This window comes from Myxococcus sp. AB025B (assembly GCF_006518215.1).
Lineage (GTDB): Bacteria > Myxococcota > Myxococcia > Myxococcales > Myxococcaceae > Myxococcus > Myxococcus fulvus.
Genome location: NZ_SRLW01000301.1, coordinates 1 through 12,009, shown reverse-complemented (window position 1 = coordinate 12,009; position 12,009 = coordinate 1). Strand labels below are relative to the sequence as shown.

Sequence of the window (12,009 nt, the reverse complement as noted above, 5' to 3'; positions counted from 1 at the left end):
GGGATGTCCTGGGAGGTCGACGCCGGCACCGCCTTGTCGGCGCGATGGCCCGGGCGGACCACCGCGGGCATGGGGTCCGGCAGCGTCTGAGGGCCCTTCTCCACCGGCGGCGGCGGACGCTTCGCGCGGGCCGCCGCGCGACGACCGGCGACGGAGAACTCCTCGTCGTCGTCGGACAGCGGCGAGGGCGCGGAGAAGTCCTCCACCACGCGCATGCGGGCGTTGCGCGCCGGCGGACGCGCACCGGGGACCGCCGCGCCCGTCCCCTGCTGCCCGTGCTGACGGCGCGGCTTGGGCGGCGCGGCGCCCGGAGGCGCATCCCAGTCCTGCTCGACCGCCGAGGTGTGTGTCCCCTCCGTCCAGTCCTCACCGTGCGCCGGGGCCTGGGGCGCGGGGGCGTCCTTCACGCGGGTCTGCGTGGAGGCGATGTCCTGCTCGTACTCCTCGGGTCGGTACTCGTCGAAGCCTGGGACGGACTCCTGGGTCTCCGCGCCGGCCTCCGCCTCCGTGAGCGCCCGACTGTAGGGAGCGCGCTGGACGATGGAGGCCTCGGGCTCCTCGGCGCCCAGGTCGTCCATCTCCGCGCCGGAGATGGGCTCCAGCTGGAACGGCTCCTTGAACGGCGGGGCCGTGCTGGCGACGCTGACCTCGTTGGGGAACAGCTCGTTGACGAAGCGGCGCACGTCCTCGATGCCCGGCATGCCGCCGCTGGCCGAGAGGAAGTTGCGGAGCGCGTTGGAGAACTCGCCGCACGAGCGGAAGCGCCGCCCGGCGTTGGGCTCCAGCGCGCGGAGGATGAGCGGATCCAACCGGCTGTTGATGCGCCGGTCCAACCGACTGGGCGGAGGCAGCGACTCGCTGCGCCGCGTGGAGACGCCGCCGCTGCCCGGCACCACCGGCTCGCGCTGGGTGAGCAGCTCGTAGGCGATGGCGCCCAGCGAATACACATCCGCCACGTCCGTGGCGGCCTCCCCTCGCGTCACCTCGGGCGCGCGGTAGGTGCCTCGACCGCGGCCCGCGAAGGACTTGCGCAGCTGGGGCACCGCGAGCAGCGCGCGCATGGCGCCGAAGTCACAGACGGCGGGCGTGCCGTTGCGCCCCAGCACCACGTTGCCGGGCGTGAGCGCGCCGTGGACGACGCCCGCCTCGTGCGCCTTCTGCACCGCGTCCAGGAGCTGGATGACGATGTAGAGCGCCACCGTGTACGGGAGGACGACCTCCTTGGTGTGCAGCCGCTGGAGCGCGGTGCCCAGGAGGTAACCATCCATGTCCTCGCGCACCACGGCGAGCCGCTGGCGCACGACGCCCATGTCCACCACGTGGAGGATGCCCGGGTGGCGCACGGGCTGGAGCAGGCGCGTCGTCTCCGCCAGGTCCAGCGCGTAGGCGGGGTCCGAGGTCTTGGGGTGGAAGAGCTTCACCACCACTTCGCCCGAGGGAGCCTGGACGGCCTCGTAGAGCTCCGCGAGCTCTCCGGACTCGATGCGTCCCGTCAGACGGTAGGTGGCGCTCATCGCTTCTTTCGTGCCGGGCGGCGCCGACTCACGGCGGAAAAGACGAAGCCACACCAGACGCACGACTCGCCGCGTCGGCCCGGGGGCAGCTCCAGGGTACAACCCGGACAGCGGGGACGCGCGCGCCGGGACGCGGGCGCCGAGGGCTCGGTCGCCCGTCGGGGCGACGCACGGGGCGCGGGCGGGGCGGACGCGGCACGCAGGCGGGCCTCCAGCCGACGCACCCGGTCCTCGAGCGCGGCGACCCGGTGGGCCAGGCGCGCATGGAGGTCCTCGGGCGCTTTCGAGGGCTGACGTCGGGCGGGCGAACGCATCGCGGTCCGTCAGCGTGCCATGGCCCAGCGGTGCCCTCAAGGACCGAGCCGTGGGCCCGTACGCGTGTTATGTGTCGACGTCCCGTGGCTCCAACCCTGTCACCCTTCCGTCCGATCCCGGGCGGGCCCTCGCCGGACCCGCTTCACGGGAGCTTTCGTTCTCCACTCAACCGCGCGCGCGCCGAGGCCGCCGAGCGCCATGCCCAGCAGCTGCTCGAAGACGAGACGCTGACGCGGCTGCTCACCACCCGGCGCGAGCCGAGGGACTCGGTTCCGAGGGCGCGGGAGGTGTTCGTCAACCGCAACCTGCGCATGTCCGGCGTCGAGCTCATCGGCTTCGACATGGACTACACGCTGGCCATCTACCACATGCGCCGGCTCGAGCAGCTGTCGTTCGACATGACGCTCGCCAAGCTCATCTGCGAGTACCACTACCCCGCCGTCGTGGGGCACCTGCTCTACGACCATCACTTCGTGATGCGTGGGCTGGCGGTGGACCGGGTGAACGGCAACATCCTGAAGATGGACCGCTTCGGCCACGTGGGCCGCGCGTACCACGGGCTGCGTCCGCTCAAGTCGGAGGTCTCGCGGGAGCTGTACCGCAACAAGCGCGTGCGGCTGCGCAACCCGCAGTTCGCGTGGAACGACACGCTCTTCGCGCTGCCGGAGACGTGCCTGTTCGCGGGCATCATCGAGCTGCTGGAGTCGCTGGGCCAGAAGGTGGACTACGGCAAGCTCTACGACGACATCCGAGAGGCCATCGACGCGGTGCACCGGGACAACTCGCTCAAGCGCGAGGTGCGCAAGGACCTGGGGCGCTACGTGTTCCTGGACCCGGAGCTCGGGCCCGCGTTGCACAAGCTGCGCTCGGGTGGGAAGCGGCTGTTCCTGCTGACGAACTCCGCGTGGGACTACACGGACGCGCTGATGAAGTACCTGCTGGACGGGCAGCTTCCGGAGTACCCGAGCTGGCGCAACTACTTCGACGTGGTGGTGACGGCGGCGGGCAAGCCGGGCTTCTTCACCGACGGCCGTCCGTTCCTCGAGCTGGATCCGTCCACCGAGGAGGGGCGCGTCCTCGGCGAGGCCACGACCTTGGACCGCGGCAAGGTGTACTCGGGTGGCAACCTGGCGCGCTTCGAGGAGCTGACCGGTTACCGCGGGGAGAACATCCTCTACGTGGGCGACCACATCTACGGCGACATCCTCAAGTCGAAGAAGTCGTCGCTGTGGCGCACGTGCATGATCGTCCAGGAGATCGAGGACGAGATCACCTACACGGCCACGCGCCAGGAGGAGATCGGCACGCTCACGCAGATGGAGATCCTCCGTGAGCGCCTGGACGACGAGGTCAACCACCACAAGACGCTCTTGAACCTGCTGGAGCGTCGGTTGGATCGCGAGCCGCTGACGCCGGAGGAGCGCGAGGCGACGGAGGAGCAGCGCCGTCAGCTCAAGTCGGAGCTGGACAAGATGCGCCGCGCGCTGAAGGAGGCGACGGACATCGCGGACACGCTGGAGGAGGACGTCGAGGAGGGCTTCAACCCGTACTGGGGCCTGCTGTTCAAGGAGGGCAACGAGAACAGCCGCTTCGGCTACCAGGTGGAGCAGTACGCGTGTCTGTACACCAGCCGCGTGTCGAACTTCCTGCACCACTCACCCATGCAGTACTACCGCTCGCCCAGGGACCAGATGCCCCACGAGCAGGCCGGAGCGCTCTCCGCGCGCCTGTCGCCCATGGGCGGCGAAGGACCTCCGAAGGGCGCGGGGAAGGACTGACGCGGTTTCGACACCGGCCGCGCATTCGTGCAAGCGTCCCGAGGGAGGGCACTCTCGCCTCACTCCCTCGGGTGCCCGACACGGAGCGCATATGACAAGACAAGCGTGGTTCGTGGTGACGGCGACTCTTGGAGTGCTGGGCTGCGGCGAGCCAGCGGTGTCGGGGCGCGACCCGCTCGAGGCCGAGCCCCAGGCCATCCTGGGCGGCACCAACGCCGCCATCGGACAATTCCCGTATCACGTTCGCATCCTCGGCAGAGGGGCCTCCATCTGCGAAGGGGCGCTGGTCCGGCCCGGATGGGTCCTCACCACCGCGAGCTGCGTCTCGGGCTTTCTCCCGTCTGAGCTCCTGCTGATTGCGGGCGAGGTGCGGACAGACGTCACCGAGCCCACCCAGCAGTCACGTACCGCCCAGCGATGGGTTCCCCATCCGTCGTTCACGGTGCTCGGTGGCACCCCCGTTCATGACCTGGCGGTCATCCAGACCACCACGCCCTTCACGGTGACAAGCGCGGTGAGCCCCATCGCCCTCCCCTCCAGCGCGCCGGCCCTGGGCACCTTCCACACCGCCACGGGTTGGGGCCATTCGGGAACAGGCGGCCCGGTGAGCACGCAGCTCCAGCACGCGAGCATGCCCGTCCATTCCCTCGCGAACTGCGCACCGAACATCGCTCGCCCTCCGGTCGGCGGGGCGGAGCTGTGCCTGGGCATCGTCAACCAGGCCCGGGGGGCCTGCGTGGGGGATGAGGGCGCCCCACTCGCCTCGAACGGGACGTTGTACGGCTTGATGAGTTGGGATGGCACGGGCGCATGTCAACAGTTCACCGTGTTCACCAACGTGGCGAGCTACGTCACGTGGATCGTCTCCTACACAGGCTGACGCCGCCCCGGCGATTCACCCCACCTGGGGCAGCGCGGCCACCCTGCCCCAGGTGACGTCCGAGAAGCGCGAGGTCGGCTCCGGAGCAATCCCCAGCTTGCGCAGGTCATCCGAGTAGCGCGCGCCCTTCACCACCACCCAGCGGCGCGCCACGCGCCGGGCCTCCTGTAGCGCCTCCGCCGTCAAGGGCGCGTGCTCCGCGAAGAGCCGCAGCACCTCGAACGCGGCCTGCGCCTTCTTCGGCTTGCCGAACATCGGGTCGAAGAACACCACGTCGAACGACGCCGACGGCAACCCCTTCAAGTACGCGTGCGCGTCCGCGTGCCGCACCTCGATGGCGCACGAGTCCGGCCCCCGGTCGAAGTGCCGCAGGCCCTCCGACGCCACCGCGCACAACGGCAGGCTCTTCTCCACGCCCACCACGCGCCCGGCGGGCCCCACCGCCAGCGACGCCACCAGCGCGTCCTGCGCCAGGCCCAGCGTGCAGTCCAGCACCGCGTCTCCGGCGCGCAGCTCCGCCACCCGCACGAAGGTGTCCGGCTCCCCCGCCGCCAGCCGCAGCCGCCTCAAGTGCGCCATGCCCGCATGGAACCCGAAGGAACCGCCCGGCGCCCACAGCGTCACGCCATCATCCCCCACCACCAGCAGGGCCTCGGCCTTGATGCCCAGCCACGGGGCGATGCCCTCCTTCGGCTTGCGCGACATCCACGGCAGCCCCCACCGCGCGGCCACCGCCCGGGCCTCCTCGCGCTGGGCCTCGTCCGCCTTGCTGCTCGTCGTCACCGCCAAGGGCACCGGTTGCATGAACGCCGCGCATCCTGCCCCAGGCCCACCTCAACGCAACGCATCAGGACGCAAGTCCGTCCTCGCACGAATGTCGGGATTTAGACCCTAGTAGCTAAAATTTCCGAACATCATAGGAATTCTTGTCTGACCGGCCTAAACCTCTACTTCCTTCGGATGGTGGAGAAAGCCGAGGCCACCATGCGGAGGTTCCCCCTGGAGAACGCGCATGCGTAACAGAGCAACAGGAATGGCCGTGGCATTGCTGTTGGCGGGCCTCGCGGCGAGCACCGCGAGCGCCGCCACCCATGGCGCTCAGCCGTCTGGCTCGTCCGCCATCTTCTTCATCGACACCACGTCGTGGGCCGACATCCACTACAAGGTGAACAACGGTGGGCAGCTCAACGTACGGATGGCCGTGACGAACGGCCGCAACCAGTACACGGTGAGCGGGCTGAACACCGGTGACGTCGTCGACTATTCGTTCACGTACTGGGACGTGGCGTGCAACTGCGCCTACGACACCGCCTGGGCGCGCTACACGCACGCCGGCACGCAGACGCCGGACGCGGGCTCCGGGACACCGGACGCGGGCCCTGGGCCGCAGGACGCGGGTCCTCCCCCCGACGTGGGGAACATCGTCCCGCTCTTCAACAGCGGCACCGCGCAGGAGCCCGCCACCACGCAGAACACGACGGCCGCGCTCATCACCCGCGTGGGCGACCGGGTCCGCGACAGGCACGCCCGCGAGTCGCAGTACCAGGCCTATGACCACTACCTGGGGCGCTACTTCGAGAACCGCACCTTCTGGCTCGAGATCATCGACGAGGTCGCCAAGGGCGGCAGTCAGATCAAGGTGAACCTGCACACCGTCTACCCCCACGACGGCACCAACTTCCGCGCCTTCTTCCGCGGCCTCAACACCGTGGCGGAGTACTTCCACAACGGCACCTTCGAGCGGGTGAACGACTACCTCTACACCGCCAGCGTCAACTTCAACGCCAAGGAGGGCCGCGCCATCCGGGTGGGCGACCGGATGGAGATCGAAGCCGGTGTCTTCCTTCGACAACCGGTGGAAGGCCGCTTCAACTACTACGGCCGCGCCCTGCTCTACATCGTCGGCACCGCCGGCATCGTCCCCTTCGAGGGCCAGGGCGCCGTGCTCGACTCGTTCCCCCTGCCGGAGACGGCCTGGCTCGGCGGCCGCACCACGCTGAACTACCCGTACTCCAACGAGCCGAGGAACCGGTTCCTCCAGATGGCGCTCAACATCGCGCCGGTGAACGCGCAGCCCTTCGTCGAGGGACGTCGCCTGCACCACACGGACTTCAGCGACGGCAGCCACTCGGAGCCGGGCAACCCGCTCTTCACCGCGCACGCGAACAAGCTGGGGCCGAACTACATCTCCCGCTCCTGCATCGCGTGCCACACCCAGAACGGCCGGGGCCTGCCTCCCGCGGTCAACACCACGCTGGGCAACTACGTGGTGAAGGTGGGACGCGTCAGCGGCACCACGGTGACGGCGGACCCGTTCCTCGGCTTCCGCCTCCAGCCGCGCAGCACCAGCGGCACGCCCGAGGCGGACGTGCGCATCGCCAGCTGGACGACGAGCACCGGCACCTTCGCGGACGGCACGCCGTACGAGCTGCGCAAGCCCAACTACAGCTTCCTCAACGTCATCCCGACGAACCACTCGGCCCGCATCACCCCGCAGCTGGTGGGCCTGGGCCTGCTGGAGGCCATCCCGGAGACGTCCGTGGCCGCGCTCGCGGACCCGAACGACAGCAACGGCGATGGCATCTCCGGCCGCATGCAGGCCGTCGTCGACCCGGAGACGGGCCAGACGCGGCTGGGGCGCTTCGGCTGGAAGGCGGGCATCGCGCGGCTCAAGCACCAGGTGGCCGAGGCCCTCAACCGGGACATCGGCGTCACCAGCGCCGTGTTCCCCTCCCTGGACTGCGGCTCCTCGCAGCAGGGGTGCTCGGGCACAAGCCAGGAGCTGAACGCCACGGACCTGGACAAGATGGTCCGCTACGTGGCGCTGCTCGGCGTGCCCGCGCGGCGCGACCTGCGCGACACCCAGGCCCAGCGCGGTGAGACGCTCTTCCAGAACGCCGGCTGCGCGAAGTGCCACGCGACCAGCTTCACCACCAGCGCCTTCCACCCGAACGCGGAGCTGCGCGGCCAGACGATCCGTCCGTACACGGACCTGCTCCTGCACGACATGGGCGCGGGGCTCGCGGACAACCTGCCCGAGGGCATCGCCAGCGGCGCCGAGTGGCGCACGCCTCCGCTCTGGGGCATCGGCCTCACGGCGGGCGTCAGCGGCGGCGAGGCGTACCTGCACGACGGCCGCGCCCGCTCGCTCACCGAGGCCATCCTCTGGCACGGCGGTGAGGGTCAGGCCGCTCGCAACGCGTTCGCCGGCATGAACGCCGCGGACCGCGCCGCCCTGCTGCGCTTCCTCCAGACGCTGTAACCGAAGCCTCATCCCGGGCTCGGGGAGTCCGCCACACGCGGGCTCCCCGGGCTCGGAGGACTCAAGCCTCGTTGACGGCCTGCAGCTTCCGACCGCCCTGCATGATGGCCACGGTGACCGACTGGTTCCGGCCGTTGCGCTTGGAGTGGTAGAGGCACTGGTCGGCCAGGTCGATGAGCTGCTGCTTCTCCATCCCGTTGTCCGGGAAGGTGGCGATGCCCAGCGACATGGTGATGCGCAGCGGGCCCATCTCGGTCTGGAAGACCTCCGCCTTCACCGCCTCGCGGATGCGCTCGGAGATGGTGTACGCGCCCTTGGCGTCCGTCTCCGGCATGATGATGACGAACTCCTCGCCGCCGTAGCGGGCGACGATGTCCGTGTCGCGCGCCATGGACTTGATGATGCGCGCCACGCCCTTGAGCACCTGGTCTCCCGTCGGGTGGCCGTAGGTGTCGTTGACGCTCTTGAAGTGGTCCACGTCCGTGAGGATGACGGAGCACTTGCGCTGGTAGCGCCGCGCCTGCGCCAGGATTTCGTCCGCCTTCGTCTGGAAGGTGCGGTGGTTGAACAGGCCGGTGAGGCCGTCCGTGGTCGCCATCCGCTCCATCTGCTCGTAGAGCTGCGCGCGCAGCACCGCCTGCGCGGCCTGGATGGCGATGACCTCGATCATCCGCAGCACGTCCTGCTCGAAGTTCGCCTTCTTGCGCGAGCCCGCCACCAGCGTGCCCAGGATGCGGTCGCCCGCCACCAGCGGGAAGATCTTCAGCGCGCCCAGGCCGCGAATCTGCGTCTCGTCGTCGAAGATGATCTGGCGGTCCATCGCCTTCAGGTCCCGCCCCGGCAGCGGCGCGCCGTAGCGCACCACGTTGGCGACCAGGCCGTTGTTGTCCTGGAACGAGCGCCCCTCCAGCGCCTTGCCCTGCGCCGTGACGCCCGTCATCCGCGCCACGCGGTGCATGCGCTTGCCTTCCACTTCCGACACCAGCGTCACCGCGCAGAAGTCCAGGCCCGCCAGCTGCCGGGTGCTCTCCAGCACCGCGACGAAGACCTGCTCGGGACTGCCCGCGCGGTTGAGCTCCTCGATGGCGCGGAAGAACCGGTCCTTCTCGTCACGCGTCTTGCGGATGTAGCTCATCACCCGCTCGACCTCGATGGAGCGCAGCACCTCGCCGGCGATGGTGGACAACAGCTTCTCGTCCTGGTCGCTGAACGGCTCGTTGCCCAGCCGGTCCGCCACGAGCACGCCGCGCACCAGCCCGCCGCCCTCGATGATGGGCACCGCCAACAGCGCCTGCACGCCCGGCCCACCGCCGTCGTAGTACGAGACGCCCTTGAGTCCCTGGGGCGAGTTCATCCGCACCGGCGCGCGGCGCTTGAGCACGCCGCCGATGATGCCCTCCCCTGCCCCGAAGCGATCCCGCTGCACCCGGTCCGAGCCGGAGCGGCAGTCGTAGAGCTTCAGGCTCCGGTCATCCGACGTGAGCAGGAACGCCGCGCAGGTGTGCGTGCGCAGCCCCGTCTCGGCGATCTCCAGCGCGGCGTGCACCGCGCCCTCAATCTCCTTCACCGAGGCGACGAGCCACTTCTCGTCGGAGCTCATCCCGCTGAAGCTGTCCTGCGTGCCGGAGCTCACCAGGCGGAAGGTGCGCGCGCGCTCCTCCACCTCGCGGATGCGCTTCTGCACCGCGTCGCTCTCCGCCCGGCGCGCCACCGCGATGCGCGAGGCGAGCACCAGGTGGTACAGGCCCGCGAAGAGCACGAGGAACGCCGAGTGCGTCGCGAAGCTGGCCGGGTTGGGCCACGGGCCGCCCAGCGTCACCAGCCCGTCGAACACCAGCGCCACGCCCAAGAGCGTCAGCCCCGCGTTGCGCGGCAGGAAGGCGACCAGGAACGCCATCAACAGATAGACGATGGGGAACAGCTCGCCGCCGCCGATGGCCACGACGATGAACGCCGCGGCGATCAACCCGCCGCCCAGCTCCAGGTCGTCGCGCAGGTCGATGACCGCGCCCACCGAGCCGCGCATGGCCCGGCGCCACGCCGCCACGGCGATGCCCACCAACAGGAACAGCACCAGCCCGGCCTCGGTCCACTCCAGGGTGTGCAGCCCCCGGAAGCCCCCGCGCGCCAGGTGCACGAAGGTGGACAGGCCCGCCGCGGCGGGGATGAGCCGCACGACGTGACGCAGCAACTTCCCGGGCGACGGAAACGTGCTCAGCGACGTCATGGGGACTCCAGGTGGAAGACGAGTTCGCCCGGCTTCACGTAGCCAAGCTCTTCACGGACGGCCCGCTCCAGCGCCGCGGGGTCCTTGCGCAGGGCGGCGATCTCCTGACGCAGCGCCTCGTTCTGCGCGTCCAGGGCGGCGTTGCGCTGCTGCAGCGCGCTCACGTCCTGACGCAGGGAGAGGTAGCGCCGGAAGCCCTTGGCGTCCGCCACCGACAGCAGGCTCAAGGCCCCCGCCACACCCACCGCCACACCCAGGAGCTTTCCTCGTGCCGTCATGAACGCCACGGACGGTACCAGCGAGCCTTGCCCCCGCAAGTAATCCGCTCCAGCCCTGTAGCAGCCGACGCGGCCTCACTCGCGCGCGACGCAAGCCGCGTGACTCGGAGCCGTCAGTCCTGCTTCAGGAGCTTCTCAATCGCCTTCGCCACGTCCGCGTGCCCCTCCACGCCCTGCCACCCGGCCACCGCGCGGCCACGCCTGTCGAGCAGCACCGTGGTGGGCAGCCCCTTGATGGGGCCGAAGGGACTGCGGCCATCGATGATGCGCTCGGAGGCGAGCAGCACCGGGTACGGCGACGCGTAGTGGTCCGCGAAGGGCTGGAGCACGCGGGCGCCCTCCAGGTCCATGCCCACGGCCACCACCTGGAAGCCCTGGGCGCCGTACTCGCGCTGGAGCGCCTCCAGCGTCGGCATCTCCGCCAGGCACGGGAAGCACCACGTGGCGAAGAAGGAGACCAGGACGACCTTGCCGGACAGCTTGCCCACGTCGTGACGCGTGGGCCCCACCGACGGCAGGGCCAGCGCGTGCAGGAAGGCCGGCCCCGCGTCCACCGGCCGCGACCCGGCACAGCCCACCGACGCGAGGGTCAGCAGGACGGCACAGGCCGCGACCCGGAGGACGGCCCGCATGTCACGCTTCCGAGGGTGGGCCGCCACCGCGCTGGCAGTCACGACACAAGCCGTACAGCTCCATCTTGTGCGACGTCACCGTGAAGCCGTGCTTTCGGGCGACCGCGTCCTGGAGCGTCTCGATGCGGTCGTTCTCGAACTCGACGATGGTGCCGCAGCGGGTGCAGATGAGGTGGTCATGGTGGTCCCTCCCCGCCGCCGCCTCGTAGCGCGTCTGGCCGTCACCGAAGTTGCGCGCGTGGGCCAGGCCGCACTCGTTGAGCAGCTTCATGGTCCGGTACACGGTGGCCACGGAGACCTTCGCGTCCTGTGAGCGGACCTTGTTCCACAGCTCCTCCACCGAAAGGTGGCCGCCGACGGCGAAGAAGGTGTCGATGATGAGGCTGCGCTGCCGGGTGCTCTTGAGGCCGTGTTGGGCCATGTAGCGGGCGAGCACCTCGTCCTTGTCCTTGATTTCTTCGTGGCCCTGCATGGAAATCCCTCGGTAGGAGGCCGGCCTCGCGGCGCCCCTCCTCATCCTTGTTGTAACCGCGCCGAGCGAATCGCGCGCTTCCCGCCCCGCCCCAGACTCCGGTCATCCTCGAAGTAAAGCGTCAGCGACGACTGTTGGTCTCCGGACGTGGGGCATCTGATACCTCCAGCCTACCCCGCCGGCAACGTCCGGCAGCCGGCGCCAGCAAGCCCTCCCCCCTCCGCTCGCCCCCCATCGCGACTTGCAACCGCCACAGGCTGTTTAGAATGGAGTCGGACTGGCTCATTGACACCTGTCTGGCCGCGAAGATAGAGGCATCCGCCCTCGTAAACGAGCATTTTTCCGCACCTTTCCATGACCAGCCCCTGGCAGAGAAGACGACAGCCCGACGACGTTCCCACCCCCGTGGCGGTTGCCGTCTCGGATTTCTGCCGGCGCGCGAAGTCGCCGGCCCCCGCCCCGGAGGTCCGGGAAGCACTCGCCTTGTTGGCCGAGGACGACGACTTCCGGGTCCGAGCCCTCACCGACGGTGAGCCGGAGACCTCCCCCCTCGGCCCCTTCGCCGTGGTGGACATCCTCCAGGGCACCGCCCCCGCCGTCGCCGCGCAGCGTCAGGCCTGCGGCTTCTACGACGTGGCGCGGGAGCTGGCC

At 69.9% G+C, this 12,009-nt stretch carries 9 protein-coding genes; 3 read left to right on the top strand and 6 right to left on the bottom strand.

Features of this window, described 5'->3' with window-relative positions; all coding sequences use genetic code 11:
- A partial coding sequence (locus tag FL311_RS34850) for a serine/threonine-protein kinase (protein ID WP_228557292.1) occupies positions 1-1,514 on the bottom strand: 1,514 nt, incomplete at its 3' end.
- Positions 1,515-1,897: 383 nt separating this feature from the next.
- On the opposite strand from FL311_RS34850, the gene FL311_RS34845 reads away from it, so the two are divergent.
- Positions 1,898-3,607, top strand: coding sequence for an HAD-IG family 5'-nucleotidase (locus tag FL311_RS34845; RefSeq protein ID WP_141332002.1), 1,710 nt, complete (start codon positions 1,898-1,900; stop codon positions 3,605-3,607).
- A 91-nt stretch (positions 3,608-3,698) separates the two neighbouring features.
- The gene (locus FL311_RS34840; RefSeq protein WP_141332001.1) at positions 3,699-4,487 is read left to right on the top strand and encodes a serine protease; all 789 of its coding nucleotides are present in this window, start codon (positions 3,699-3,701) and stop codon (positions 4,485-4,487) included.
- A gap of 15 nt (positions 4,488-4,502) precedes the next feature.
- Here the strand turns inward: FL311_RS34840 and FL311_RS34835 are convergent, their stop codons facing one another.
- The gene (locus FL311_RS34835) at positions 4,503-5,291 is read right to left on the bottom strand and encodes a class I SAM-dependent methyltransferase (RefSeq protein ID WP_141332000.1); all 789 of its coding nucleotides are present in this window, start codon (positions 5,289-5,291) and stop codon (positions 4,503-4,505) included.
- A 208-nt stretch (positions 5,292-5,499) separates the two neighbouring features.
- Here FL311_RS34835 and FL311_RS34830 point away from each other — a divergent pair, with 208 nt between their 5' ends.
- The gene (locus FL311_RS34830; RefSeq protein ID WP_141331999.1) at positions 5,500-7,749 is read left to right on the top strand and encodes a di-heme oxidoredictase family protein; all 2,250 of its coding nucleotides are present in this window, start codon (positions 5,500-5,502) and stop codon (positions 7,747-7,749) included.
- A gap of 61 nt (positions 7,750-7,810) precedes the next feature.
- Here FL311_RS34830 and FL311_RS34825 read toward each other — a convergent pair whose 3' ends face one another.
- The 4 genes from FL311_RS34825 to FL311_RS34810 all read right to left on the bottom strand — a co-directional run bounded on the left by FL311_RS34825 (position 7,811) and on the right by FL311_RS34810 (position 11,358).
- A complete protein-coding gene (locus tag FL311_RS34825) occupies positions 7,811-9,976 on the bottom strand; it encodes a sensor domain-containing diguanylate cyclase (protein WP_141331998.1) in 2,166 nt (721 codons plus the stop codon).
- Complete coding sequence (locus tag FL311_RS34820; RefSeq protein ID WP_046718030.1) at positions 9,973-10,254, bottom strand: septum formation initiator family protein; 282 nt, start codon at positions 10,252-10,254, stop codon at positions 9,973-9,975. The genes FL311_RS34825 and FL311_RS34820 overlap by 4 nt, the downstream gene beginning before the upstream one ends.
- 113 nt (positions 10,255-10,367) lie before the next feature.
- On the bottom strand, positions 10,368-10,886 hold the full coding sequence (locus FL311_RS34815) for a TlpA disulfide reductase family protein (RefSeq protein ID WP_141331997.1): 519 nt from the start codon (positions 10,884-10,886) through the stop codon (positions 10,368-10,370).
- A 1-nt stretch (position 10,887) separates the two neighbouring features.
- Positions 10,888-11,358: a Fur family transcriptional regulator gene (locus FL311_RS34810; RefSeq protein ID WP_194869482.1), complete on the bottom strand. Its 471-nt coding sequence runs from the start codon at positions 11,356-11,358 to the stop codon at positions 10,888-10,890.
- Positions 11,359-12,009: the final 651 nt, after the last annotated feature.

What these genes read in the sequence shown, in the direction of transcription:
- FL311_RS34820 (WP_046718030.1), bottom strand. Translation starts at nt 10,254, where the DNA reads ATGACGGCACGAGGAAAGCTCCTGGGTGTGGCGGTGGGTGTGGCGGGG.
- FL311_RS34840 (WP_141332001.1), top strand. Translation starts at nt 3,699, where the DNA reads ATGACAAGACAAGCGTGGTTCGTGGTGACGGCGACTCTTGGAGTGCTG.
- FL311_RS34835 (WP_141332000.1), bottom strand. Translation starts at nt 5,291, where the DNA reads ATGCAACCGGTGCCCTTGGCGGTGACGACGAGCAGCAAGGCGGACGAG.
- FL311_RS34810 (WP_194869482.1), bottom strand. Translation starts at nt 11,358, where the DNA reads ATGCAGGGCCACGAAGAAATCAAGGACAAGGACGAGGTGCTCGCCCGC.
- FL311_RS34845 (WP_141332002.1), top strand. Translation starts at nt 1,898, where the DNA reads ATGTGTCGACGTCCCGTGGCTCCAACCCTGTCACCCTTCCGTCCGATC.
- FL311_RS34830 (WP_141331999.1), top strand. Translation starts at nt 5,500, where the DNA reads ATGCGTAACAGAGCAACAGGAATGGCCGTGGCATTGCTGTTGGCGGGC.
- FL311_RS34815 (WP_141331997.1), bottom strand. Translation starts at nt 10,886, where the DNA reads ATGCGGGCCGTCCTCCGGGTCGCGGCCTGTGCCGTCCTGCTGACCCTC.
- FL311_RS34825 (WP_141331998.1), bottom strand. Translation starts at nt 9,976, where the DNA reads ATGACGTCGCTGAGCACGTTTCCGTCGCCCGGGAAGTTGCTGCGTCAC.